Below are 23,689 nucleotides of genomic sequence, written 5' to 3' on the forward strand. Positions count from 1 at the left end.
CCCTGTGTCTTTTGTAAAAGGAAACAGGGGGAGCAGCATGGGACTGAGGTTTCGGCAAAGCGCTTTCCAAATGCCCTCTAATCCGAGTTATCCCAGTCTGGTTTGGAAGCTGTCATCCTACTCATTGACAGCTATAGCCTTAACCGCGAGCCCGCTCTAGCAGAATCATCATGATTAGGCTGAGCAGTACCTGAGTTTCTTCTTGGGGCGACAGTTGATCGATTGGCTTAACAAGAAACTTGCGAGACAAAAACGACGGCTGCTTTTCTAAACGCATGACTACAGTGCCATTGGTGCGTTTTACCAAATATTTAGGGTTGAGTACATAGCCACTCAAGGCTCCTAAAATTGGCACTTCTTGAAACAGTGAGTCGAGCACTTTAATCCAGGGGTTCTCCTCCTGGATATGTAGGTCGCTATTTGCGTTGTCAAAAATATCGTAGTGGGCTTTCCACAACGATTTCATGCCCTTCTTCTTAACACCCCCTATTACTGCGCCGTTACTATCTGTAAAGTTGTAGCGAGCCGAAAAATCAATAATGCGATCGGCTTTTATGTCATAAAGCCTCTGAGTTTGAGCTTCGTCCGCAAAAACACCAATCGCTTCTTTTAATTTGAATAACTTTTGTTTAACGAAGAATACAACCTTGCCATTAGCATCTGTAACGGTGATTTTAGGCGCAAGCGTCCAAACCTTAAAAGTAATCTCTAAAGGATATTGCATACTTATATAACAGCTCCGGCTTCTAGAAAATGTTGCTCTCTAGTAATCCCCTGTTTAGAATGCAAATATCAGCTACAAAAGAGCATTGGCATAAAGTTAGTATTTCTTAAATATTTAGCCTGAGTAAATTAGCACTCGCCTGAGATAGGCGAGACTGTGCGATCGCAAAAATGGGCAAGAGGTTCCTCCCCTCGCCCATCCATCAGCCAATTGCCTAACCCGCTTTCAACCAGCCAGATACGCCTTCAAATCATGGCGGGCGTAGCGCAGTTTCTTAATCGCGTCGCGCTCGATCTGGCGCACTCGTTCGCGGCTAACGTTGAGCTGCTGACCCACTTTCGAGAGCGATAGCCCTTCCCCAGTACCGAGGCCAAAGCGCAGCACTAGCACCTCTCGCTGCTGCGGCGTCAGGCGATCGAGGATGCGAAATATGTCCTGCTTGAGGCTATTTTGAGCTGCATATTCTTCGGGCGATCGCCCCTGTTCATCCTCTAGCATGTCGGCTAGCTCGGTGTCACCTTTGTCGCCCACCAAAGCGTTTAGTGACATGGGCTGCTGCGACTGCGATAGAAACTGACGCACCTGCACCAAAGGCATATCGAGGTAGTTGGCTACTTCTTCAAGGTTAGCGGTGCGCCCCAGCTCTTGGGCCAGATGGCGCTGGGCGCGCTTGATCTTGGTCAGCTTCTCAAAAATGTGAATGGGCAAGCGAATGGCGCGGCTTTTCTCTGCGATCGCCCGAGTTACTGCCTGACGAATCCACCAATAAGCATAGGTCGAAAACCGAAAACCCTTAGTGGGGTCAAACTTTTCGACTCCACGCTGAAGGCCCATGGTGCCTTCCTGTACCAAATCCATCAAATCCAGGTTGCGTTTGGTGTATTTCTTGGCAATAGAAACCACTAGGCGCAGGTTAGCTTCCACCATGCGGCGACGAGCCGCCTCTCCCGCAGCGATCTGCTGGTGCAAGTCGTTGAGCGAGACCTGAGCAGCTGCAGCCCACTCGTCTTCTGAAGGCTCGCGGCCCAAAGTGTTCGTTAGCTGGGTCGATATATCAGTTAGATGATTCAGCTGCTGCACATGCTTACCCAGCGAAATCTCTTCGTCGCGGGTCAGGCGGGGGATGCGGCCAATTTCTTTCAGGTATGCCTGAACAGAATTGCTAGAGGTGGAGATAGCTTGAGCCATGGGGAAATCAGTAGTGGCAATCGACTTACCTGCCACTATGACAAGGGTTGCTCTTCCATGCCTCTACCCAAGGGGAGGAAGGCTAAGAATACCTTAAGAGCTACAGTTAGCGCCGTCGTACTGCACCTGTATCGGCAGCCAATGGGCCCGAGGGTTGGGGAGAGGGCTGCTAGCTTGAGGCTCAAAGCTGCGCTGCAGTGCCAGTTCTAGTGCTTTATCATCCAGCACTGTGTAGCCCGTGCTGTCGAGCAAGACTGGCTCCTTTACCAGTTGACCTGCCGCATTCACAATCACCCCAACTAGCCCTTCAGCAGGGGCTGGCGTCAGGCAGCTAGCCAAAGGATAGGTGACCTGCAAAGGGGCAAGTTTGGCTCCTAAAACGGGCACCTCACTATCGCCTAAACCTTCGCCCTCTGTCTCTAGCCATCCCGGCACCACAGCGGTGTGAAAGGCCACCTCATCAGCAACTAGCGACTTGGCTTGCTGATTAAACTGGTATTGCCCTAGATCACGCAGGCGCTCGTCAAGGGTGGCGGGTAGTGGCTCGGGGGGCACCGGCTCGAGGTCAACAACATCCGTAGGTGGTGCAGGGGGCTTGGCCTCTACCGGCTCTGCTCGACTTGGCGAGGGGGCCGGAGGTGGAGAAGCGGGCGGCGCAGAGCGAACAACAGGCGGAGCGGAGCGAACGACAGGCGCCGCTTTGGGAGCTGGTGCTTGGGGCGACTGAGGAGCTGGGGCAGCTGCAATGGTCTCGACGGGCTTAACGGCTGCCGGTAGCCGCAACACACCTACGGTCGTGGCCGGAGCGGTAGTTTCGGTCAAACTCTCCGGCAAACTCTCTGAGTCCTCTGAGCTAGACTCGGGCATAGGCCAAGCTAGCAGCACGCCGTGCAGCCCGATGGAGATCAGCGCCAGCAATCCACCCCCCGACCATCGGAGAGAGCGCTTACCCACCCTGAGTTTAAAAGGAAATGTTATGCCCATGCCTGTTGTTTTGCGCTGGTAAATATTAGCGTTTGACGTTCTCAAGGTGGCACATCTTTTAGATGCTGTTAACAGTGGGCAGACAGTTTTCATATTGTCGTTATTGCCGCTACGCTAGGGCTGTCAAGGCTCTACTCACAAAGGCTCACAACAATGCGGCGAAAAAGCTTGACCCTACCCACGGCGGGCCTGCTGCTGGTGATAACAACTATTCTTTTAATCGCCCTGGAGTCTCGTCAGTTGTCCGCTGCTCCATCCCCTGAGGCCAGTGCTGTGACCACTCAACTTTTAACCGATCCATTTCTGCAGAATCCTACCCCTGGTGCGGTGCGAGTGGTGTGGTTCACGGAGTTTGAGGGCCAAGACCACCAGGTGCGGTGGGGTTCCCCCGGTCAACCATCCGACGTTAATTTACCCAATCGAGCCCCAGCTACTACCACCCGACTGGCCCGAACCCGAGAAGATGGTCAGTCGCGGCTTGAGCACCCCGATTTTTTGGATTTACAACAGACCTTAGCGCGACCGATTTGGCGACATGAGGCCGAAGTGACCGGGTTGCTTCCGGGGCAGCGGGTGCCCTACCGGGTAGCCAGCACTGGACCCAATGGCACTGTGGCCGAAAGCCGCACGTTTACCCTGGCTGGAGCCCCCGCAGCCGGTCAGCCCACTAAGATTTTGCTCACCTCCGATCACCAAAACATGCCTATGGTTGCCGCCAACCTACAAAAGGTGGCAGAGACCTTGGGTCAAGTAGATGCGGTATTTTTTGCGGGCGATCTGGTTAACAATCCCGATCGCGCCTCAGAGTGGTTCGACGACAGCCGGGGGGTCGGTTTTTTCCCGTGTTTGCAGGGCAACACTCACTATGACCTAGAGCGCAACGGCCGTGCCGTAACCTACCAGGGCGGCGAAATTATTCAACACGCGCCGCTGTTTCCAATTTTGGGCAACCACGAGGTCATGGGACGCTTTGCCCCATCGGCTCCTTTGGGAGAGCAGTTCAACCAGGCTGTACCGCGATCGGCCGCAGTGAAACTATACGAGGCCAATACCGAGCTGTTTAACCCCGCTGGCGACCCTAACCTACGCCACCAGTGGATTGTTGACAATTCCTTCAACAGCGACACCTACGAAGCTCTGTTTAGCCTGCCGGTCACCGAGGTGCCGAACCGCGATCGCCCCGAGACCACCAGCCGCTACTATGCCGTCACCTTTGGCGACATTCGCCTGGTGTCGCTCTATGTCACGCAGATCTGGCGACCTTACAACCTCGACGTCACCGCACGAGGTCGTTACCAAGAGCGCGAGGCTGACCTGGGCACGCCGCAGAACTGGGGCCACGGCCAGCATATCTTCGAACCCATCGAGCGAGGCAGCTTGCAGTATCAGTGGCTGGAGCAGGAATTGGCCAGTGAGGCCTTTCGCCAGGCCAAATACAAGGTGGTGATGCTGCACCATCCACCCCACACCCTGGGCGACAACATTGTGCCCGCCTTCACTAATCCTGTACGTCGCTACGATCGCGATAGTTCTGGCCGCCTTACCGCCGTTCGTTATGAGTACCCTCGTGCCGACGACTACATTGCCCGCGACCTGGTGCCCTTGCTCGAACAGGCTGAGATAGACCTAGTTTTCTACGGCCACTCGCACCTGTGGAACCGCTTTGTGTCGCCCCAGGGCACCCACTATCTCGAAACTTCTAACGTGGGCAATTCCTATGGTGCGTTTTGGAAAGATAAATTTCGTCCGGTGCCCCCCGAGACTATAGAAGGCTCAGTGGTGACCTACTCCTCCAACGATTACGTGGCCCAGGGCGACCCCAATGGTTTAGAGCCTGTAGTGCCCACGATCGCCCCCCTGCGAGACGACAGCGGTAATCCGCTGCCCTACCTGACTAGCAACGATATCACCGCTTTCAGCGTGTTTGACACGGGTACCGGCACCATTAGCAGCTACTACTTTGATACGCGGGAGCCAGACTCAGCAGTGGTGAAGTTTGATGAGTTTGTCGTGGGCCGATGAGCGGATGAGGGAATTAATCTGGAGTATGGCTGTTGAGTTGTTTTACCTTTCCCTGCCGCACTGCCTTATTTCCCTTACCCTTTGCCATCCTCATAACGCTCGGTGGCGAGAAAGTGACCGATTAGGTATAGCGAGCCGCACAGCACCTTGAGCTGAGCTGGGGACTGAGCGATCGCAATCAGGCCATTCCTGAGAGACTGGTGGACTTCGCACTGGGCGAGGTCGGGGCAGACCGATCGCGCGATCGCCCCGAGTTCTTCCGGCACCGCCGTCTCGTGCCCTGGCACGGGCACCAAATGCAGGGTATCCCCTGGCCGCAGCAGGGCTTCAAAAATATCGCGGTGGTCCTTGGTCGCCAGCATCCCCATCAGCCACGCTGTCCCGGCTGGGTGTCTTGGCCGGTTTACCCACCAGCTATCCACATACTGACGCAGTACCTCGGCCGCTGCTGGGTTGTGGGCCCCATCGATCAGCAACGGGTATTTCATAGAGTCCTGCCCCCACGTTACCCACTGCAAACGTCCGGGCCAGCGAGCGCTGCCCATGCCCTGGGCGATCGCATCGTCAGAAATGTTCCAGCCTTGGGAGCGCAGGTTGAGCAGGGTGGCGATCGCGATCGCTGAGTTGGTAAGCTGGTGCTCTCCCAAAAGCGCTAGGGGATAGGTAATCGCTTCGTTACCGTCGCTATAGCGGGCCTGCCCCTCTCCCAGGGAAACAGCGGGCGCAGGCCACACCGCTGGACAGTTCAATTCGGCCAAGCGAGCCTGCACCACCACCTCTGCTTCAGCAGGCAGCGGACCAATCACGGCCGGACGCCCCAGCTTCAGCACCCCCGCTTTTTCGCGGGCGATATCGGCTAGGGTAGGGCCCAAGCGCTGCCAGTGCTCGCGGCTGAGGGAGGTAATCACGCTCACTAAGGGCACATCCACCACGTTAGTGGCGTCGAGTCGGCCCCCCAGTCCTACCTCCATCACCGCCAGATCTACCTTAGCCTCGGCGAAGTGCAGCCAAGCCGCCGCCGTAAACACTTCAAACTGAGTCGGTGAGGGTTGGGACGAGTCAATAGCTGCCACCACCTGCTTCAGTCGAGCAACCAAATCCTCAGCCGCAATGGGTTCCCCATTGACCACAACGCGCTCTCGCCAGCTCACCAAGTGCGGCGAAGTATAGCGCCCTACCCGATACCCTGCTGCCCCTAACACTGCCGCCAGGTAGGCACACACCGATCCCTTGCCGTTGGTGCCCGCCACATGTACCAGCGGCACCCGGTGCTGGGGATTACCCAACGCCTCCAGCAATCGCTGAATGCGCTCTAGCCCTAGCTCTACCCCAAACCGCCCAAAGAGGGCTAGAAGGCTCTCAATCTGTCGCTCTTGCTCTATCTGAGGCTGATACACAGGCAATTCTCTTTGCTAGTTGAGAGATAGGGTAGCTGGGCCATTAAGCATCTTATCTGAGGGCGATCGCCCTTGTCCTGAACCATTCTCTCTATTGAAGGTCAGGAGCCAACTCCAACTGATGTTTAATTTGAAGACAAGATACGCAACGATTCATCTCCCCAGCGTGATTAAAGATCCACTAGGGAGAGTGAACTTGAAGTAGGTCAATAAGCTGCGAACGGCATGAAAAAGGCGCAGCCTAGGCTGCGCCTGAGTCGAGCATTCGCGTTTGGGCCAGAGCTACACGGCCTCGGTATTTTTCTCCCCGGTGCGAATGCGGATGATTTCATCGACGGGGGTGACGAAAATCTTGCCGTCGCCGATTTCGCCAGTGCGGGCGGCGGAAATAATTTTGTCGACTACGGTGTCGACCTGGGCCTCTTCAACCACAATCTCAATCTTGAGCTTCTGGAGGAATTCAACGGTGTATTCAGAGCCTCGGTAGCGCTCGGTCTGTCCTTTTTGGCGACCAAAGCCACGCACCTCCGAAACGGTCATACCCACAATGCCGGCGTTGACCAGGGCAATCTTGACCTCGTCAAGCTTAAAGGGGCGGATAATAGCTTCTATTTTTTTCATAGATCAAACCAGGGTGCTTCAGCGGATATCTCTTAGCTTCGGTCTATGTGTATCGGGACTGACCCCTACAATACTGTATTGTCAGCTACAAAAAAACGGGCAAGCAGAATCAAAGCGGCTAGAAAAGCAAGCTATAGACGGCAATCCAGCGCTTCAACGAGAATTGCTTAGCAGCGGCTTCATAATCAAGAAACCGGCCCCAAAAGCACTGATCACGATTAGCAGAATAGTTGCACCCAGCCACAGCCCGCTCAAGTCTGACGACTTCTGGTTCATCTGACTAGGACGGCTAGCATCGATCCGCTCTTCGGTGTAAAGCCGCTGGGGCGCTGCCTGGGGCCGTTTGGGCGGCATTTTGGACCCTTTCTTCGCTTTGGGCTTCACCATTTGAGTCAGCTGGCTGGCTAGGGTCGATACTCCTTCTCCCATAGACTCTGATAGCCGTTCTGGTAGAGAAGCCGAAGGCTCGTCAGCCATGGGGTAAGTCGCAGCCATCGCTGGAGTCTCAACGCCCAAGGAGGTCGTGATAGGACGGATAATGTTCTCTGGCTCGATCGCCTGGGGTTGACTGACCTCGATCGCCTGCTTGAGGCGGGCTGCCGAGTCCGCAAAGCGAATCATTTCCTGGCGCAGCACCTGGTTTTGCTGGTTGAGCTGCTGATTTTGCTGGGTCAGTGAATCGACCATGCCCTGGGTAGCGCGCAGTTCTGTGGCTAGCTCGCGGTATACCGAGATCGGCACCGAAGGAGCCTGACGGCTGCCCTGGGGTGCTTCTGGAGCCACGGCTCCAGGGTAAGCAGATTCGGGAGAATAGGGTACGTTCATGATGACGGTAGAAGGGGCGTTTAAGAACGAAAAAGAAGCCTGTAAATTGGTCTGCCCAAGGGTAGTTCACATTAGAGCAATTGCACCAGTTTTAGTCAAGAAAAGTTTTGGTGCTTACAGATTCAGCATGGCTGAAGGGTGGCATGAATTTACTTAGGGGCAAACGGCCGTTGGCTCCTAAGTGAAACGTGAAATTTTTGGTTCGTATCTGTATCTAACAATCCCCAAATTTCATTGTCCACAATGAAATTTGGCAACTGTCTCACCCTAGAAGTAGATTCCACTGTCAAAGGGTGCGGGGTTTTGAGTCTGATGCTGGACTTCAACTTGAAAGACCAATTCGAAACTGATATCTATATCTAGCGTTCTCAGCTAGAGCGCTAAGGAAGGCTCTAGAGCTGCTGCTAGGGCAGGGCTATCGGCCACGAAGCCAAAGCACTGGTTGACGTTATAGACGGTAGCCTGGGCGCAGTAGTCGGGGGAGGTAGTGGCGCTACAGTCGCTCAGCAAAATACAGTCATAGCCGAGAAAGTTGGCGTCTTGCAGGGTGGCCATAACGCACTGATCTATATTCACCCCGGCAAAGAGTAGGGTGGTTTTACCCAGGTTGCGCAAAATGCTGTCCAGGGGCGTGTCCCAAAAGCCGCTCATGCGATATTTATCGACCCAAATGTCTTGGGGCTGAGCTTCTAGCTCCTCGACCACGGCCGCTGCCCAGCTGCCTTTGGTGAGTACAGGGGCACCGTTGGCCGGTAGAGGGTCGCCGAGGCCCACACCAGTGCCGCTGGGGTTATAGACATGGTGCAGGCCGGCACTGAGGTTGAGGCGATCGCGGCGGTTGCCCCAGTTGACCCACACTACCGGCACCTGGGCCGATCGCAGTTTAGGTAACAGAGTTTGCAGCGGCTGAATCGCCTGACGGGCCGGGGTTACGTCTACCCCAATGCTGGCCAGCCAGCCATCGGGGTGGCAAAAGTCGTTTTGCATGTCGATGACCAGGCAGGCAGTTTTGGATAGGTCAAACTGCACCTGCTTTGTCTGAGTGATGAGGGTGGCCAGTCGAGGCTGGAGCGCTTGACGGCTAATGTCAGCCATCTGCTCGTTAACCCACCAGGCGTTGGGTGGGCGGCCTAAAGGGCGCAGGTTTGAGCCATCCATACCAAGCCTCCCAGGAGCGCGATTCGGCTATCTCACCTGGAGGGCCAGCACCGCTAGCCCAGCTGTTACCGCGTAGGCCACGGCTACAACTTGAATTTCAGACCAGCCCGACAGCTCAAAGTGGTGGTGGAGCGGAGCCATTTTAAAGAAACGCTTGCCTACACCATCGGGGCCTTTGGTGGCTTTGAAGTAGCCCACTTGAATGATCACCGATAGGGTTTCGGCAAAGAACAGCAGGGTCAGCACCAGCAGCGCAAACAGGTTGCCGCTGAGAATGCCCACGGCTCCAAGGGCTGCCCCTAACGCCAAGGAACCCGTATCGCCCATAAACACGCGAGCGGGGTTGTGGTTGTGGAGCAAAAAGCCCAGGCAAGCACCGGCCATGGCGGCGCAAAACACCATCAGGTCGGGGTGGGTGGGAGCAACGATAGCGGCTAAGCCCATAAAGGCGATCGCCCCAGTGCCGCCCATCAGCCCATCGAGGCCGTCGGTGAGGTTGGTGGCGTTGCTTTCGGCCACTAGCACAAACCCGGCTAGGGGCCAAAATAAAAAGCTGAGGGGTAGGCCCAGGCCCAGGGGCAGCGCCACAGTGGTAATGCTGGCGGGCTGACTGGTGAGCACCCAGAGGCAAAACAGCACTGCAACGGCAATTTGTAGAACGAGCTTGGCGCGGGGCGAGATGCCTTTATTGGAGCGCCGCTGAATTACCTGCCAGTCGTCAACCCAGCCGATGGCCCCGTAGGCCAGGGTCAGGAGTGATACGGCTACCGCATCGCGGGCAAAGCCTGTCGAGACTAGGGCAACAATGACCGCTACAGGCACAAAAAAAGCGCCACCCATGGTTGGAGTGCCCGCTTTTTTAAGATGGCCCTGAGGACCTTCTTCACGAATGAATTGACCGGTTTTAAGTGCCCGCAACAGGGGAACCGCCGAAAAACCGAGCAGGCTGCTGCACAGAGCGGCCACAACAAAGGGAACCGTAATTGAGGCACCCAGGCTGACGGCGTTGCCTAGGGTTCCATCTAGCCCGACGGCAGCGGCGCCGAGGCCTAGACCCAGCAGCCAGAAAAGCGTTTGGCCATTCAGGGATAGCCGCCCCGAGGCTAAAAACTTCGCATCCACAAACAATTCCTCACTTGCTTCACACCGCACACCATCAGGAGTCTACTGGATGATCTTCCAATTGACTACATTTAGTGCCCGGAAATAGTCAGGAAGCTTAAATGAATCGTCTCACTTCGGAGCGAAGTTTAACAACACTTAACGGCGTATTTATGGCGACCTGAACCGTTGGCGTCAGCAATAGCGCGCTCAGGCTAAAACCCTTCGAGTTTCGCCACGCCCAGCGGGCCAAGTTCGCTTAACTACAGCGTTTTTCTAAGCGGGCTACGCTTAGTCGTCGTCATCGTCGAGGGCGAGATCGGTATCGTCATCGTCCTCAAAGGCGTCGTCGTTGCCCATCAGATCCGAGATTTCCTCGTTTTCGGCTTCATCGGGGATGGTCTCAATGACATCGCGGCTGCGCAGGCGACCGATGCTCTCCAGCCAGTGCAGAATGGACGAGTCGCCGTTGGACGGCAAAATTGGAGCCTTGGCGTTGCGGGGCACCTGGCGCAAAGACGGGTTGTAATACTTGTTAGACATAGCGGTGGTCTTGTACCAGTAACGAGGCAATATACAGACATTCCATCGTAGCAGAGACACTATTCTGCGGTGCCCGAAATTTTGCCGTATTATGCCGGTACTGCTGTGGAGACTGGGCCATGTTGGGCAAAACTGAGCTATTGGAGGCCGTAGCCCCCGTTAACCGGGGCATTAGCAGTAGCCCCAGCGATCGCACCGCAATTCAGACGGCGGCCGCTACCTTAGAGGGTCGCAATCCAACCCCCAACCCGCTTCAAGCCACCGATCGCCTGAATGGGGATTGGCGACTGCTCTACACCACCAGCAGTGAACTGCTGAATATCGATCGCGTGCCTCTAGCCTCCCTCGGCCCGATTTACCAGTGCATTCGCTTGGCTGAAAACCGGATTTACAACATTGCCGAGGTAAACGGGCCACCTCTGCTATCGGGACTGGTGGCGGTGGCCGCGACCTTAGAGGCCGTGTCTACCCAGCGGCTGAATGTGGGCTTTGAGCGGGGCGTGATTGGTCTGCGCCAGGCCTTGAGGTACGAATCGCCGGCCCAGTTCGTTGGGGCGATGCAAACTACGCCCAAGTTTTCGCTCTTCCAGGGCATTGATTTTAGAATTAACAGCGATCGCCAAGCGGGCTGGCTCGAGGTCACCTACCTCGACGACGATCTGCGAATTGGGCGCGGCAACCAAGGCAGCCTGTTTGTGCTGCAAAAAGTGTAGGCAGCGCTAGGCCGCAGCTTCTACCGAGGCACGGCTCGCTTCGACAATAGCGCAGCAGTCGGCTACTGGAGCACGATCGTCCATGGCAGTCACCAGGGCATCAAAGGCGGCGCGGTGCTTTTCGAGTAGGGTTTTGGCCTGGAGGGTAGCCCAGCGCTGTTTGAGAGGGGCTTCGGCGGGCGATCGCCCCAGCACCGTCCAAAACTGACCCAGGGCAGCGGTGTCATTGCCGCCCCCCTGGGCATCGCCGTAAACCATCTGCTCAGCGGCAATGCCCGCCATCCACACCTGGCAGTAGCGATCGATGATCTGGGGCGTGAACCTTGCCAGCTCCGTCGGGTCGCTGGGACCAAACACTACACCCCCCTGGCCAGGAATCCCCTGCTTCCACGCTTCCCAGGTGTTGAGGGTATAGGCTTCAACTGGAATATCCAGCAGCACCGCCGCCAAAAAGTGTCCGGCCTCGTGGTGCAGCACTCGCTGGCGGTGCTCAGGCGAAGCCCAAGCTACCGTATCCATCAAAATGTCGCCGATGCGGCCGCTCAAGCCCAGCTGATCGACGCTAAACACCCCCAGTCCCACGGCGGCAAACACCGCCACTACGGCAGGCGACAGGTGGATTAGCGGCCCCAGCAGGCTGGCCATGGTCACCCCAAAGATGACGATGGCAATGGTGTTGAGGGTGGTGTCGCGCATGCGGTCTCCCAGCGGTTGGATAGCTTAAGCGGCGATCGCTCTGCTCTATGGTAACGAGGATAAGGATCTGAGGCTAGGGCTCAAAAAATGCCAGCCTCTAGTCGTTTGGCCGTTTGCAGGCTGTCTTGCAGGCGATCGCGCCCCGCCTCGGAGTGCTCAATGGGCACGCTCTCCAGCAGGGCCGGAAAAAACAGCGCCGTCCAGTCCTCCGGCAGCGGGCAGCGGGTGCGGCCGCGCCGCAGGACCACGCGCTGGGCTTCGGCATCCCAAACGAAAGCGGTGGCAGCCCCCAGGGCGATCGCTGCCACATAAGGTTCATTTGGGCAGCTGGCGGCATCGGCCCCATTCAGCGCCGGGGCGCGATAGCCGGGTCGGGCTACGGGCTGAAAATCTACTCGATGGTCGTGGGCTTGAATGCCCAGCCGGGTCGCCTCCACCTGGATGCCCTCGACCCCCACCACAAACAACAGATCGCGGCGAAACTGAGCGCTGGGGAAGCCCACATTCTGAAGCGCCGGAGGCAAGTCAGGCCGCTCTACCCCGGCGGCTAGCAGCGCTCCGGTGAGCAAAATGCGCTGCAACCCCGCTGCATCCCACTCTGTAATCAGGCCGCTGGCTAGAGCTTCGTGATAGAGCCGGGCCATGGCTCGAACACGTGGGGCATCGGCGACATTGACAGCGATGAGTTCTTGCACGTTGAGGGTTTCTTGGCCGTAGGCCCGCAGGGCGGCCTCAGTACCGCCGTAAACCGAAATGTCGGGGGCTTCTCTAAGGTACATGGCCAGGCTACGGCGAAAAGCGCGATAGCGTGGATCAGCCGGGTCGGCGGGAACAAAGGCTTGGTCGAGCAGGCGCGCTAGGTGGGCCTGAAACCCCACCGCCTGCTTGAGCGTGGCGCTGACGCCAATATCCTGATCACTGGTGACCAGGGTCGCGTAGAAGGTCTCATGGAGAATAGCCCCCTGCTGAGCCAGCTGTTGATAGGCGCTGATGTCGGCGGCGATCGCCCCCAACTCGGCTCCCAACAGCGGCTCTTTTTGCGCCAAAATTTGCCAGAAGCGGAGGCTAAAGGCGTGGTCTTTGAGCAGGGCAAACACAATGCGATTGCCCTCAGATCCCTGATCTACCCCAGCTAGCAGCTCTAGCAGCAGTAGGCGGCTGTTTTGGTAGGCCGCTTCCAGACTGTAGCCCGCTTTCTCCTGGCGGGAGACCATCACCGAGAGCGTGTTGCCGCCGGTGAGGTGTGCCGCCCCACCGGGGAATAGGTGCTTGCCCATGCCCACCTGCGCCCAGTCGCGATCGCTAAACCGCAGCAGCGCAAAGCTCAGGGCCGCCCTGTTCTCGGTCGCTAGGCTCTGCATTCTGCCGGTGATGATGGTTCTTAGGGCGTGCTTGTCGAACTCGTTTTGCTCAATCGAGGCGGCCAGCGATCGCAGCGGCTCGGGGTAGAGCCCCTCGCCCTCAAACCGCATCATGCCCAGGGCCAGGGCGATCGCCCCCTCCTCGGCCCCGAAGGTGACGTTGGGGATTTTTGACATCAGCTCTGGACTGCTCGATAGCTGCCGACTTTCCAAGGAGGTGGAGGCATTCAGCTGCCTAAGCAGGGCCAGGCGGGTCAGCTGCCCGGTTCGTCCTGGTTTAGCCAGCAGCGGGCGGGTGAGCACCTGCTGCATCGAGAGCAGCTGCTCGCCCGCCCAAAATGAGCCCACAGTGCCCGCTCCGGCGGTAATCGGTCGAGCATCGGGATGGCGCAACAGCGGATCGTGCAGGGTGCGCAGGGAGTGGTCGAGCATCCACAGCGCTTCGCCGGGGTCGAGCCCCGCCGCCCGGCTTGACTCGACATAGACCGGCACAAAATATTCTAAAAAGAAGCGATCGGTGTTGAAACGTTCCCCCTGGCGATAGTCCAGCAGCTTGCCCTTAGTCAAATCGGCGGCGATCGCGGTGACGTAGGGGTTGGTCTGCAAAAACCAAAAAAACTTGCGATCGAGGGCAGGGCGCAGACGGCTATCCAATCCTCCACTGGCCCGTTGGTAGGCCGCCTCTGACAGGGGTGGCACCACGGTGCCATCGCTGAGGGTAAACCAGGCCCCATTGCCCTTAAACCCATAGGTCGCTCCCTCAATTGGCCCAATCCAGTCGCGGGGAGGGAGCCCCTGGGCCTGCATTCCTAGTGCCACCGCCACCAAGCCTATATCCAGCGCCAAGTGGCCTGGCGGCAGCAGGGCGGGGTCGGGCTGCACCTTCAAAACAGGCTCTTGAAACGATCCGGTGAGGCTGGCCTGCCACTGCCAGGGTTGAGGGGCGAGGGGCAGGCGATCGCCCACCACCGCCCGTAGATCGCCAGCGGCTACCGGTGGCACCTGGGCGCTCAGGTCGTAGCCCGTTTTGAGGTCGAGACTGCCGGCTGCCGTCAGCGCCATGGCGCCCAGGTTGAGGTTGGTGTCGGATAGGGTGATCCGCTGTCCCTGAAATTCCAGCCGGCTTTGCAGGTTGTGGATCGGTGCCGACTGCTGGCCCACATTCCCCTGTCCATCCCGCACGGCGATCGTGCCTTGCAGGTCGAGGGCGGCTAAGGGAGGTACAACGGCACTGGGCAGAGGCGTGGTCAGCCTCAGATCGCCGCTGAGCAATCCGGCCTGAATATCCACGGCTGGCGGCAGCGCCAGGTTGAGGCTAGACAGGGGCAGATCTTGGCCCTGAAGATCGACTTGGAGCGATTGCCGTGCCAAATCAACCGTGCCGCTGGTCTGCCAGTGGCCCTGGTCGAGTAGACCCTCCAGCGCAAAGGCCACCTGGCGAGCGGGCTGCCCCTGAGGCAGGCGCACTGCGGCCTGTACGTCGTGGACCATGACGGTGTTGGGGGTAGCCGTCCCAGGGCTGGGGGCATACAGGGTAAACTGGCCATCTTCAACCCAAAGGCCCGTTAGGATATCAGCGGCGCTCACCGTCCCCGAGCCGTTTTCCCCAGGGAAATCCGGCTCGGCCCCCGGCTCGGGCAGCACCACCGATAGATCGGGCCGCACTAGGGTGACCGTCACTTGTAGATTGCCTCGGTGCAGCAACTCCGGCCAGTTCAACAAAACGACAACGGCATCGATTTCGCCTGCTAGCCCGTTGGCTTCAGTTCTGGGAATCACGGTTTTGCCCAGCACAATGCCCCACTGCGCTATCCCCCGTACCCCCCCCAGCTGAATGGGCTGATGCAGAGCGTCTGAAATCGTTTCCTCTACTTGGGAGTGCAGAGCTTTAAGCAGCAGTCCGCCACCCAGGACGACGCCAGCCAATGTCCAGGGCAGCCATGATCTGGACGCCAGTTTGAACCACGCTGCCAGCTTGGGGGCAGAAAATTTTTGACGGACAAGAGCCATGTAGCCAACGCCAGGCAGAACTGCGCAGAACCCTTCACCTATTTGCTGTAGAAGGTCTCCAGGCTGGTGCGATCGCCCACAAACCGCCAGTGCCAGGGCTCAAAAGCCACCCCCTGAAAATTGTCGGGGGGAAAGGACAGCTCGTAGCCGTAGCGCACGGCGTTGGCTTCCATCCACTGATAGGCCCGGGTATCGACAAAGTCTGTGTTGAGGTTAGTCCCCGCCCGATTGCCATCGCCAATATCGACGGCGTAGCCGGTGTGGTGCTCGCTATAGCCCGGCGGGGCGCTGACCTCGGCGCGGGTTTGGGCATCCTGGCCGCGATCAGCCTTAAGGCTAAAGAAAATCGTTTCCTGCTCCTCCTGGGAGCGAAAGCCCGAGAGCGGCACCAGCCTCACCCCAGCGCGACTGGCGGCCTGGGCCATTTCCTCGTACTGGCTGGCCGCGGCGGCGCGCAGGCGAATAGCGGCATTGGCATTCAGCGTGACCAGCTCTTCGGTCGGAGCCTCATCGTAGGCGCGGTGGTTAAGCAGGGTGCGGCTGGAGGGAGCTAGCTGGGTGGCGACGTCGCGATCGCTGGTAGCTGGTTCTGTGCCCCCTGTCCCAGCATCGGTTTCAACCGCAGAGCGGTTAACCATGGTTTCAAAGGGCTGAGCAAACTCGACGGCAGAAAACCCGTTGGTCTGATACCAGGCCACCAGTCCGCCCGCCGCCAGGGCCAGCACAGCCAGAGCCAGAAAGCGTCGCAGGCCACGGGTGCGCCGCAGCCAGGCGGGCTGATCTTCGCCCGTGGAGTAGAGGGGAACGTCGCGGGCCGCTTGGGGAATATCGTCGATAGGAGGCATAGGCATTCGCTTCCGGCAAAGCTCTACCCATTATGGCCCTTGGCGGCGATGCGGTCACAACTTCTCGTAGCCGACCCCAAACTCTGGCCTCGCCTGTCACAATCTCAGTGCAGAGTATGTGAGGACTGCTGTTTTGCCACCGTTTGAGGTATTGATGCACCTGTATGGGCCGATCGGGGCAGGAATCTGCGCTGGCATTGCCTTGGGTGCTGTGCTCTATCGCGTTGCCCCCCACCGAGACTTGCCCCAAGGACTGTATCAGCAGGTGCCCCTGCGCTTGGGTCGATTTTTGTTTTGGTTGGGCATTCCCCTCAGCATTGTGGGGTTTATGCGCCGCGCCGACCTGTCGGGTAACCTGTACCTGGCACCGGTGGTAGCCTGGTCCGCCATTTTGCTGGGGCTGTTGTGCAGCCGCCTGTGGATTCGCGCCGACCAAGAGCCATGGGCGCGGCCCACTCAGGGCAGTTTTTCCCTAGCGGCCATGCTGGGCAACACCGGCTACATCGGCTATCCCGTGGTGCTGCTGCTGCCTCAGCTGGGCGTGAGTGTGTTTGGCTGGGCGCTGTTCTACGACGCCCTGGGCACTCTGCTGGGTTCCTACGGGTTAGGAGCGATTTTGGCCTCAGAAATGGGGGGGCAGCGGCTCAACCTAGCCCAGTCTTGGCAGCGGCAATGGTCAACCAGGCTACGGGCCGTCGTGCAGAATCCGATTATTCTGGCCTTTGGTTTGGGACTGGGGCTGAAGGCGATCGCCCTGCCCGCCTGGCTTGACCTAACCCTCTATCGGTTTGCCTGGGCTATTGTGGTGCTGTCGCTAATGCTAATGGGGCTGCGCATTCAGCAGCTCAGCTCGTGGCAGCATCTGCACCGGGCCACCATAGCCGTGGCGATTAAGATGCTGGTGCTGCCCTTGGCGGTGGGGTTGGGCCTCACTGCTCTAGGCATAGATGGTCCACCTCGATTGGTAATGATTTTGCAGGCGGGTATGCCCTGCGCTTTTTCTAACCTGGTGCTGGCCGAGGCCTACGATCTCGATCGCGACCTGTCTGTCACCTGCGTAGGGCTCAGTTCCGCCAGTTTGCTATTTACTCTGCCCCTTTGGCTGTGGGCATTTTCTGGGGAGTGACGACCAATGATCACCCGAGCGATCGCAATGTACCATGGCCGCCGGCTGCTGCTAGCTGGCCTGCTGGCCCTAGGAGGACTCGCCCCCCTCACTCCAGGTTTGGCCCAGCCGCTGTCGCCTATTCGGGATGTCGACGCTACTCCCTTGCTGCGCACCGAAGACAGAGGCCCGCTGGTCAATCAGCTTCAAACAGAGCTGGCAAGTTTAGGGCTGTTTACCGGAGTAGTGGATGGCTATTACGACACCGAGACCGCTGAGGCGGTGCGATCGCTCCAGGCGCAGCAAGGCCTGGTTGTCGATGGCATCGCTGGCCCGCAAACCTGGCTCGCCCTAAAGGCAGCACGGCGAGCGGCTACCCTGCCGCCGCCGCTCCTCACCGCCAATCTGTTTACCTTTACCCCCCTGGTGGTGGCTCAGCCTGACCCGCCGCCCCCCGCCATTTGGCTTGCCCTGATGCCTCTGGTGCCCATCGCTGGCGGCGCGCTAACCTGCCTACACCGACGGCGGGGGCGGCAGGGGGTGTCGCTGCCGTTTAAGCCAAAACTTTAAGAGTCTTTAACTGCCAAGCCCCTGCAATCTAAAGAAAAGCTACAAATACAACCCGTGATCCCCGCTTCAGAGGTCACCATAGTAGAGATTGCTGCAAACCGAATCGCAGCGCTGAGGGACCTTCCCCAGCAGCCAGATTTTTGATCTTTCAGGCCGGACCTTGTCAGCCGGTTTATGGGTTCAGATAGAAGCCTGCCCGTGGCGCGCAGGCCTCTGTAATGCGTGGTTGTAGCCCTTACTCTATCGTTTCCTGGAGAGTCCTATGCTGACCGTGGCCGATATCATGACCCCAAACGCCACCACCATCGCCAGCGGTGCCACCGTCGCCGATGCCATTGAGCTGATGCAGCAGCGACAGATTCGATCGCTCCTCGTCGAACACCGCTCTCAAGATATGCCTTTTGGCATGGTGACCGAGCGCGATATTGTCTATACCGTGGTGACCCGAGGCCACGATCCTAAAAAGGTGCTGGTCCAAGACATCATGCACCAGCCCTGCATTTCTCTGGCCCCTGATCTCACCATTCAAGAAGCTTCCCAAGTGTTGTCTGACATCAGCGTGCAGCGCGCACCCGTGGTTCAAGACGGGCGTCTGGTGGGGGTGATCTCGGTTACCGATATTTTTATGCGGGGTATGTCGGTGCCAGCGTTGAGTCGGTAGGGGAATGGGGGAGATGAGGGAGTTGAGAAAGATGGGGGAGATGGGGAAGATAGAGAAGAGATCGGTTAGATAAATCTTCAGGTCTCTTCACCCTCTTACCTCCTCACCTTCCTTACCCGCCTCATCTTCCTCACCTCCCCACTCACAGCCTTACTCCATCGAAGCTGTGGCTCGGTTAGAGAGCTCCGTTAGCGATCGCAGGCGATCGCTAACCTCATCTGTCAGCACCTTGGCCTCGTAGCGCCAGCCCCAGTTGCCGTCAGAGCGGCCGGGGGTGTTCATGCGGCAGTCGCTGCCGTAGCCCAGCACATCTTGCAGGGGAGTGATCGCTTGGTTGGAGACCGACAGCAGCGCCAGGCGAATTAGCGACCAGTGAATGCCTTCAGGGCTGATGCAGCCAAGGTATTGCTGGAGGCGATCACGCTCATGGTCGGGCATTTTCTCAAACCAGCCCACCGTAGTGTCGTTGTCGTGGGTGCCGGTGTAGACCACGCTGTTTTCAACGTAATTGAAGGGCAGGTAAGGGTTGTCGCTGCCGCCGCCAAAGGCGAAGTGCAAAATCTTCATGCCCGGAAACTCAAACTCGTCCCGCAGGGCCTCGACCTCTGGGGTAATCATCCCCAGATCCTCGGCCATGACGGGCAGTTTGCCAAAGGTTTGGCGCACGGCTTCAAACAGCTCTGTACCTGGGGCTTCAACCCATTCGCCATTGATGGCGGTGGTTTCACCGGCGGGCACGCTCCAAAAAGCCTGCAACCCCCGGAAGTGATCGATTCGGATAATATCGACGTAGCCCAGCAGCGCGTTGATGCGCTGAATCCACCAGTTAAAGCCGCTCTTTTTCAGCGCCTCCCAGTTGTAGGTGGGGTTGCCCCAGAGCTGCCCCGTCTCGCTGAAATAGTCGGGTGGCACCCCGGCCATCTGGGCCGGAGCCAAGGTTTCTTCATCGAGCATAAAGTTTTCGGGATAGGCCCACACATCGACGCTGTCATGGGCCACGTAGATGGGAATGTCGCCAATGATTTGAATTTGGCGATCGCGGGCGTACTGCCGCAGTGACTGCCACTGGCGGTGAAACTCAAACTGCAAAAACTTGTGGGTAAAGATATCGCTGGCTAGTTTTTCTCGCCAGGCAGCCATCGCCTCGGGTTCGCGGCGGGCAATGTCGTTGGGCCATTCCGTCCAGCTCGCGCCGCCGTGGGCATTTTTGAGCGCCATAAAAAAGGCGAACTCATCAACCCAAAAGTGGCACTCTTCGCTGAACTGAGCCAGGGCGGCCCGGTCTTCGTCAGAAGCCACTTCGCTAAACCGGTCGGCCGCTCGTCTCAACAGCTCCGTCTTGACTGGGATCACCCGGTCAAAGTCGATCTGGTGGGGAGAAAGGTGCTCTAATTCGTGTAGTTCGTCGGGGTAGAGTAGGGAGCGATTGCACAATTCCTCGAGGCTGATCAGCAGCGGGTTGCCTGCCATTGCTGAGTAGCAGAGGTAGGGCGAGTTGCCGTGACCGGTTGGTCCTAGGGGCAGCACCTGCCAGAGCTGTTGGCGAGTCGACGCCAAAAAATCTACAAATTGGTAGGCTTCAGGCCCGAGGTCGCCAATACCAAACCGACCGGGCAGCGACGTAGGATGCAGCAAAATGCCGCTGGCTCTGGGAAAGGGCATAGCTTAGCTCGGCTTAAATTTCAGTTGGACTTTAACATGACCTACGGAGAGGAGTCGGCTGTCCTAAGAGTTATTTTTGTTCCAGGAAATTTCCTATAAAGTCCCCCCTATGACGACCTATCGCAACCCTACCCCTACCGTTGACATTATTATTGAGCTGCTGCACCATCCTCACCGCCCTATTGTGCTGATTGAGCGCCACCACGAGCCCCTGGGGTGGGCGCTACCCGGTGGCTTTGTCGACTATGGCGAAAGCGTCGAAACCGCCGCCCGTCGAGAGGCCCAGGAAGAAACCGGCCTCACCGTCACCCTAATCGAACAGCTCGCGGTCTACTCTGACCCCGATCGCGACCCCCGCCAGCACACCCTCAGCGTTGTATTTCTGGCCACTGCCACTGCCGACCCCGTCGCCGGTGACGACGCCAAAACCGCCGCCATCGTCAACCCCTGGGAAGTGCCGCAAAATCTTTGCTTTGATCACGATCGCATTTTGCGAGATTATTGGCAGTACCGCTTTTACGGCCAGCGCCCCCGCTTTGGCAGCAACTGAGGGTGATGGAGTAATGGGGTGATGGAGTCACCAATCCACCACTTTCCTCACTCCCCCACCCCATCACTCCCCTACTTTCTAATTTTCCTACCCCATCACCTATCCACTAAAATGCAGCGCACCATCATCAACACTCCCAACGCCCCCGCTCCCGTTGGTCCCTACAATCAGGCCGTGGCGGTCAGCGGGCAAATGCTTTTTGTCTCGGGTCAAATTGCCCTTGACCCGGCCACAGGGCAGTTGGTGGGTGAGGGTGATGTGGTTGCTCAGACCGAGCAAGTGATCGCCAACTTAGAAGCGATTTTGACCGCAGCTGGAGCTAGCTTTGACAATGTAGTGAAAACCTCGGTGTTTCTCAAAGACATGGGTGACTTTGGGGCCGTCAATGAGATCTACGCCAAGTATTTCGGCGGCGACAATGCTCCGGCGCGGGCCTGTGTTGAGGTGGCGCGCCTGCCCAAGGATGTTGCCGTAGAGATTGAGTGCATTGCGGTGCTGTAGCTCTACTTAGCGCTGCCTCATACTTAATCGGTGCGTGGGATGCTAGAACTCTACTTGGAGTATTGAGCATCGCCTGTGAAAGTTGCCTTCATTATCGACCCGATTAACCGCCTCGACCCCGGCCACGACACCAGCGTTGCCCTCATGGAGGCGGCCCAACAGCGTGGCCATGAGGTGTGGATTACTGCGGCCAATGCCCTCAGCGTGGTGGCGGGCAAAGCTTTGGCGCTGATGCAGCCGGTGAAGCTCGTTCCTGTAAAGCTGGTGGATGGGCTTTGGGCGGCGGCTAACCCCTGGTTTGAGGTGGGCGCAGCGGTGCAGCTGCCGCTAGAAGAGATGGATGCAGTGTTTATGCGCACTGACCCGCCCGTTACCGTGCCCTACCTCTACGCCACCTACATTCTCGACTACATCGACCCGGCCAAAACCCGTGTGATCAACTCACCCAAGGGGTTACGGGCTGCCAACGAGAAAATGTATGCCCTGCAATTTACCGAGGCGATTCCTGAAACGATTGTTACCCAAAGCAAGGTGGTAATTCGTGAAACCGTGGAGCGCTGGGGCTCGGCGGTGCTCAAGCCTTTGGGGGGCAAGGCTGGCGAGGGGATTTTGTTTTTGCAGACGGGCGATCGCAACCTCAACTCTATGGTTGAAATCAGCACCCAGCAGGGCAAAGAGCCGGTGATGGTGCAGACCTACCTGCCCGCTGCCAAAGACGGCGACAAGCGAATCATTTTGCTCAACGGCGAACCCATCGGCGCGGTGAACCGCATCCCCACGGGCAGTGAGTTTCGCGGCAACATGGCGGTGGGGGGTCGGGTGGCTCAGGTAGACATCACCGATCGCGAACTCGATATCTGCCGCCAGCTCGCCCCTACCCTGATTCGCGATGGCCTCTACTTTGTAGGCATTGACGTGATTGGCGGCTACCTTACCGAGGTTAATGTCACCAGCCCCACCGGCATTCGCGAAATCGATCGCCTCAACGATGTGCGCCTGGGCGACCAGGTAATCGCCTGGGTCGAGCAGGGGTAAAGCGCTGATTGATGCGAGGTTACACTAGTGTCATACTCGCAAACAATGCCGTAGGGAAGCCTATGCAAGCGTTATCTGATCAAGAACGGCAACTGATCGACAAAATTCGTCAGTTCTCTCCTTTGCAGATTGCTGAGATAGAAGATTTTATTGACTTTCTCAGTCAGCGCTATTCAGATAGACAGCTAGTTGCTGCCGCTGCCCAGGCCTCTGAGCCGTCGTTAGCTCAGGTTTGGGATAACCCAGAAGATGCTGCTTACGATGACCTTTGAGTTCGGCCAGGTTGTGCTGGTGCCGTTTCCTTTTACTAACCAGAACGCCCAAAAGAAAAGGCCTTCAGTTGTCATCAGTTCGCAAGACTGCAATACAGCTCGTCCCGATCTCATTCTCATTGCGGTAACTAGCCAAGTGCGAACACCCTTGTTATTTGGTGAGGTGATGATTACTGACTGGCAGGCGGCAGGACTACTTAAGCTTTCGGTTATCAAGCCTGTGATCACGACAATTCAAAAAGATTTGGTGATTCGGCAGTTGGGCAACCTTGCGCCATCAGATAGTCAGTCATTGAAGGATTTGCTGCTGCTTTTGCTTAGGGAGTAAGGCGACAGCGGCTAGCCAAAGTATTGCTGGTGCTCTTCTGAGGCGAGCCAGTAGGCGCTGGCGGGTTCGATTTGAGTGACGATGGGTTTGGGGTAGTGGCCTGAGTCTTGCAGTTTGTTTTTGGCCTGGCGAGCGGCTTTGCCCTGTTCTGGGGTGTGGTAAAAAATTACGGAGCGGTACTGTTCGCCGCGATCGCCCCCCTGGCGGTTGAGGCTGGTGGGGTCGTGGATGCGCCAAAAGGTGTCGAGCAGCGCGTCGTAGGAAATTTCGGCGGGGTCAAACTGCACCTGACAAACTTCGGCGTGGCCGGTGATGCGCGACAGCACGTCGAGGTAGCAGGGGCTCTCGAAGTGGCCGCCCATGTAGCCGACGGAGGTATCGATCACGCCGTCGAGTTTGCGAAAGGCGGCTTCGACACCCCAAAAGCATCCGGCCCCAAAGGTGGCAAGTTCAGCAGTAGCGGTCATTGGCTTGAAACCTTTAGGAAAACCCCACCTCTAATTGTAGGAAGAAGTTACAGTTACATCGCCAAGTCTAAGGGCTCCGCTGCTGAATAAATGCACTAACAAATCAAGGATTGCTTGAGAGCACCCAGCATCGTTACAACGAGTTGCAAACAAAGCTCCAGAATGGTGCGCTCGCCCCAGAGGAACACCAAGAACTGCTGCGACTGGTTGACGTTGTAGAGCAATCTGATGCCTCTCGGTTTCAAGCTTTGGTGGGACTTGCTCTGTTGCGAGAGGGTACTTTGCATAACTTGACGACTCAGTTGGATCTGTAACCGCTAATGGTTTATGCCTATGCGATACATTGTTAC

24 protein-coding genes are annotated in these 23,689 nt (G+C 57.6%); 10 read left to right on the plus strand and 14 right to left on the minus strand.

The genetic code is table 11. The features are described from left to right. Positions 1-139 precede the first annotated feature (139 nt). The 3 genes from NC979_RS21625 to NC979_RS21635 all read right to left on the minus strand — a co-directional run bounded on the left by NC979_RS21625 (position 140) and on the right by NC979_RS21635 (position 2,866). Positions 140-724, minus strand: a complete 585-nt coding sequence (locus NC979_RS21625) for an LURP-one-related family protein (protein ID WP_190515869.1) — start codon at positions 722-724, stop codon at positions 140-142. Positions 725-949: 225 nt separating this feature from the next. Next, positions 950-1,912 (minus strand): RpoD/SigA family RNA polymerase sigma factor, encoded by a 963-nt coding sequence (locus NC979_RS21630; protein ID WP_199308687.1) that lies wholly within the window; start codon positions 1,910-1,912, stop codon positions 950-952. 93 nt (positions 1,913-2,005) lie between these two features. After that, a complete protein-coding gene (locus NC979_RS21635; protein ID WP_190515872.1) occupies positions 2,006-2,866 on the minus strand; it encodes a hypothetical protein in 861 nt (286 codons plus the stop codon). A 183-nt stretch (positions 2,867-3,049) separates the two neighbouring features. Between NC979_RS21635 and NC979_RS21640 the strand changes: the two genes are divergently transcribed. After that, positions 3,050-4,918, plus strand: coding sequence for a purple acid phosphatase family protein (locus NC979_RS21640; RefSeq protein WP_190515875.1), 1,869 nt, complete (start codon positions 3,050-3,052; stop codon positions 4,916-4,918). A gap of 74 nt (positions 4,919-4,992) precedes the next feature. Here NC979_RS21640 and NC979_RS21645 read toward each other — a convergent pair whose 3' ends face one another. The 6 genes from NC979_RS21645 to NC979_RS21670 all read right to left on the minus strand — a co-directional run bounded on the left by NC979_RS21645 (position 4,993) and on the right by NC979_RS21670 (position 10,563). Next, complete coding sequence (locus NC979_RS21645; RefSeq protein WP_431191106.1) at positions 4,993-6,315, minus strand: bifunctional folylpolyglutamate synthase/dihydrofolate synthase; 1,323 nt, start codon at positions 6,313-6,315, stop codon at positions 4,993-4,995. 282 nt (positions 6,316-6,597) lie between these two features. Continuing rightward, positions 6,598-6,936, minus strand: a complete 339-nt coding sequence (locus NC979_RS21650; RefSeq protein WP_190515880.1) for a P-II family nitrogen regulator — start codon at positions 6,934-6,936, stop codon at positions 6,598-6,600. 153 nt (positions 6,937-7,089) lie between these two features. Further along, complete coding sequence (locus NC979_RS21655; RefSeq protein WP_190515883.1) at positions 7,090-7,761, minus strand: hypothetical protein; 672 nt, start codon at positions 7,759-7,761, stop codon at positions 7,090-7,092. Positions 7,762-8,133: 372 nt separating this feature from the next. Continuing rightward, positions 8,134-8,919 carry a cysteine hydrolase family protein gene (locus NC979_RS21660; protein WP_190515888.1) on the minus strand — a complete coding sequence of 262 codons (786 nt, stop codon included), beginning with the start codon at positions 8,917-8,919 and terminating at the stop codon, positions 8,134-8,136. Between the two features lie 27 nt (positions 8,920-8,946). After that, a complete protein-coding gene (gene mraY, locus NC979_RS21665) occupies positions 8,947-10,041 on the minus strand; it encodes a phospho-N-acetylmuramoyl-pentapeptide-transferase (RefSeq protein WP_190515890.1) in 1,095 nt (364 codons plus the stop codon). A gap of 270 nt (positions 10,042-10,311) precedes the next feature. Next, positions 10,312-10,563, minus strand: coding sequence for a DUF3134 domain-containing protein (locus tag NC979_RS21670; RefSeq protein ID WP_190515893.1), 252 nt, complete (start codon positions 10,561-10,563; stop codon positions 10,312-10,314). 119 nt (positions 10,564-10,682) lie between these two features. On the opposite strand from NC979_RS21670, the gene NC979_RS21675 reads away from it, so the two are divergent. After that, a complete protein-coding gene (locus tag NC979_RS21675) occupies positions 10,683-11,276 on the plus strand; it encodes a PAP/fibrillin family protein (protein WP_190515896.1) in 594 nt (197 codons plus the stop codon). A 6-nt stretch (positions 11,277-11,282) separates the two neighbouring features. Here the strand turns inward: NC979_RS21675 and NC979_RS21680 are convergent, their stop codons facing one another. The 3 genes from NC979_RS21680 to NC979_RS21690 all read right to left on the minus strand — a co-directional run bounded on the left by NC979_RS21680 (position 11,283) and on the right by NC979_RS21690 (position 16,188). After that, complete coding sequence (locus NC979_RS21680) at positions 11,283-11,972, minus strand: M41 family metallopeptidase (protein ID WP_190515898.1); 690 nt, start codon at positions 11,970-11,972, stop codon at positions 11,283-11,285. 80 nt (positions 11,973-12,052) lie between these two features. Further along, positions 12,053-15,343 (minus strand): translocation/assembly module TamB domain-containing protein, encoded by a 3,291-nt coding sequence (locus NC979_RS21685; RefSeq protein ID WP_190515900.1) that lies wholly within the window; start codon positions 15,341-15,343, stop codon positions 12,053-12,055. Between the two features lie 38 nt (positions 15,344-15,381). Next, positions 15,382-16,188: a M15 family metallopeptidase gene (locus NC979_RS21690; RefSeq protein WP_242023883.1), complete on the minus strand. Its 807-nt coding sequence runs from the start codon at positions 16,186-16,188 to the stop codon at positions 15,382-15,384. Between the two features lie 133 nt (positions 16,189-16,321). Between NC979_RS21690 and NC979_RS21695 the strand changes: the two genes are divergently transcribed. From NC979_RS21695 to NC979_RS21705, 3 genes are all read left to right on the plus strand, one after another. Then, positions 16,322-17,314 carry an AEC family transporter gene (locus tag NC979_RS21695; protein WP_242023884.1) on the plus strand — a complete coding sequence of 331 codons (993 nt, stop codon included), beginning with the start codon at positions 16,322-16,324 and terminating at the stop codon, positions 17,312-17,314. A gap of 6 nt (positions 17,315-17,320) precedes the next feature. Further along, positions 17,321-17,863 (plus strand): peptidoglycan-binding domain-containing protein, encoded by a 543-nt coding sequence (locus NC979_RS21700; protein ID WP_190515906.1) that lies wholly within the window; start codon positions 17,321-17,323, stop codon positions 17,861-17,863. Positions 17,864-18,125: 262 nt separating this feature from the next. Beyond that, positions 18,126-18,524 carry a CBS domain-containing protein gene (locus NC979_RS21705; protein WP_190515914.1) on the plus strand — a complete coding sequence of 133 codons (399 nt, stop codon included), beginning with the start codon at positions 18,126-18,128 and terminating at the stop codon, positions 18,522-18,524. A gap of 150 nt (positions 18,525-18,674) precedes the next feature. Here NC979_RS21705 and malQ read toward each other — a convergent pair whose 3' ends face one another. Then, complete coding sequence (malQ, locus tag NC979_RS21710) at positions 18,675-20,186, minus strand: 4-alpha-glucanotransferase (RefSeq protein ID WP_190515917.1); 1,512 nt, start codon at positions 20,184-20,186, stop codon at positions 18,675-18,677. Between the two features lie 109 nt (positions 20,187-20,295). Here malQ and NC979_RS21715 point away from each other — a divergent pair, with 109 nt between their 5' ends. The 5 genes from NC979_RS21715 (at position 20,296) to NC979_RS21735 (ending at position 22,872) form a co-directional block, all read left to right on the plus strand. Then, positions 20,296-20,736, plus strand: a complete 441-nt coding sequence (locus tag NC979_RS21715; protein ID WP_190515920.1) for an NUDIX domain-containing protein — start codon at positions 20,296-20,298, stop codon at positions 20,734-20,736. A gap of 21 nt (positions 20,737-20,757) precedes the next feature. Further along, the gene (locus NC979_RS21720) at positions 20,758-21,237 is read left to right on the plus strand and encodes a RidA family protein (RefSeq protein WP_431191107.1); all 480 of its coding nucleotides are present in this window, start codon (positions 20,758-20,760) and stop codon (positions 21,235-21,237) included. 75 nt (positions 21,238-21,312) lie between these two features. Then, entirely contained in the window at positions 21,313-22,272 is a 960-nt protein-coding gene (gene gshB / locus NC979_RS21725; RefSeq protein WP_190515922.1) for a glutathione synthase, read from the plus strand. A 62-nt stretch (positions 22,273-22,334) separates the two neighbouring features. Then, a complete protein-coding gene (locus NC979_RS21730; RefSeq protein WP_190515925.1) occupies positions 22,335-22,544 on the plus strand; it encodes a toxin-antitoxin system, antitoxin component, Xre family protein in 210 nt (69 codons plus the stop codon). Beyond that, entirely contained in the window at positions 22,534-22,872 is a 339-nt protein-coding gene (locus NC979_RS21735) for a type II toxin-antitoxin system PemK/MazF family toxin (RefSeq protein ID WP_242023885.1), read from the plus strand. The genes NC979_RS21730 and NC979_RS21735 overlap by 11 nt, the downstream gene beginning before the upstream one ends. Positions 22,873-22,883: 11 nt before the next feature. Here the strand turns inward: NC979_RS21735 and msrA are convergent, their stop codons facing one another. Beyond that, the gene (gene msrA, locus NC979_RS21740) at positions 22,884-23,339 is read right to left on the minus strand and encodes a peptide-methionine (S)-S-oxide reductase MsrA (protein WP_190515930.1); all 456 of its coding nucleotides are present in this window, start codon (positions 23,337-23,339) and stop codon (positions 22,884-22,886) included. Between the last annotated feature and the right edge of the window lie 350 nt (positions 23,340-23,689).

The sequence above is a fragment of the Leptolyngbya subtilissima AS-A7 genome, from assembly GCF_039962255.1.
In the GTDB taxonomy this organism is placed as follows: Bacteria; Cyanobacteriota; Cyanobacteriia; order Phormidesmidales; family Phormidesmidaceae; genus Nodosilinea.

What these genes read in the sequence shown, in the direction of transcription:
- msrA (WP_190515930.1), bottom strand. Translation starts at nt 23,339, where the DNA reads ATGACCGCTACTGCTGAACTTGCCACCTTTGGGGCCGGATGCTTTTGG.
- NC979_RS21700 (WP_190515906.1), top strand. Translation starts at nt 17,321, where the DNA reads ATGATCACCCGAGCGATCGCAATGTACCATGGCCGCCGGCTGCTGCTA.
- NC979_RS21655 (WP_190515883.1), bottom strand. Translation starts at nt 7,761, where the DNA reads ATGAACGTACCCTATTCTCCCGAATCTGCTTACCCTGGAGCCGTGGCT.
- NC979_RS21720 (WP_431191107.1), top strand. Translation starts at nt 20,758, where the DNA reads ATGGAGTCACCAATCCACCACTTTCCTCACTCCCCCACCCCATCACTC.
- NC979_RS21735 (WP_242023885.1), top strand. Translation starts at nt 22,534, where the DNA reads ATGACCTTTGAGTTCGGCCAGGTTGTGCTGGTGCCGTTTCCTTTTACT.
- NC979_RS21705 (WP_190515914.1), top strand. Translation starts at nt 18,126, where the DNA reads ATGCTGACCGTGGCCGATATCATGACCCCAAACGCCACCACCATCGCC.
- NC979_RS21630 (WP_199308687.1), bottom strand. Translation starts at nt 1,912, where the DNA reads ATGGCTCAAGCTATCTCCACCTCTAGCAATTCTGTTCAGGCATACCTG.
- NC979_RS21685 (WP_190515900.1), bottom strand. Translation starts at nt 15,343, where the DNA reads ATGGCTCTTGTCCGTCAAAAATTTTCTGCCCCCAAGCTGGCAGCGTGG.
- NC979_RS21675 (WP_190515896.1), top strand. Translation starts at nt 10,683, where the DNA reads ATGTTGGGCAAAACTGAGCTATTGGAGGCCGTAGCCCCCGTTAACCGG.
- NC979_RS21730 (WP_190515925.1), top strand. Translation starts at nt 22,335, where the DNA reads ATGCAAGCGTTATCTGATCAAGAACGGCAACTGATCGACAAAATTCGT.
- malQ (WP_190515917.1), bottom strand. Translation starts at nt 20,186, where the DNA reads ATGCCCTTTCCCAGAGCCAGCGGCATTTTGCTGCATCCTACGTCGCTG.
- NC979_RS21670 (WP_190515893.1), bottom strand. Translation starts at nt 10,563, where the DNA reads ATGTCTAACAAGTATTACAACCCGTCTTTGCGCCAGGTGCCCCGCAAC.
- NC979_RS21650 (WP_190515880.1), bottom strand. Translation starts at nt 6,936, where the DNA reads ATGAAAAAAATAGAAGCTATTATCCGCCCCTTTAAGCTTGACGAGGTC.
- NC979_RS21715 (WP_190515920.1), top strand. Translation starts at nt 20,296, where the DNA reads ATGACGACCTATCGCAACCCTACCCCTACCGTTGACATTATTATTGAG.
- NC979_RS21660 (WP_190515888.1), bottom strand. Translation starts at nt 8,919, where the DNA reads ATGGATGGCTCAAACCTGCGCCCTTTAGGCCGCCCACCCAACGCCTGG.
- NC979_RS21625 (WP_190515869.1), bottom strand. Translation starts at nt 724, where the DNA reads ATGCAATATCCTTTAGAGATTACTTTTAAGGTTTGGACGCTTGCGCCT.
- NC979_RS21640 (WP_190515875.1), top strand. Translation starts at nt 3,050, where the DNA reads ATGCGGCGAAAAAGCTTGACCCTACCCACGGCGGGCCTGCTGCTGGTG.
- NC979_RS21680 (WP_190515898.1), bottom strand. Translation starts at nt 11,972, where the DNA reads ATGCGCGACACCACCCTCAACACCATTGCCATCGTCATCTTTGGGGTG.
- NC979_RS21690 (WP_242023883.1), bottom strand. Translation starts at nt 16,188, where the DNA reads ATGCCTCCTATCGACGATATTCCCCAAGCGGCCCGCGACGTTCCCCTC.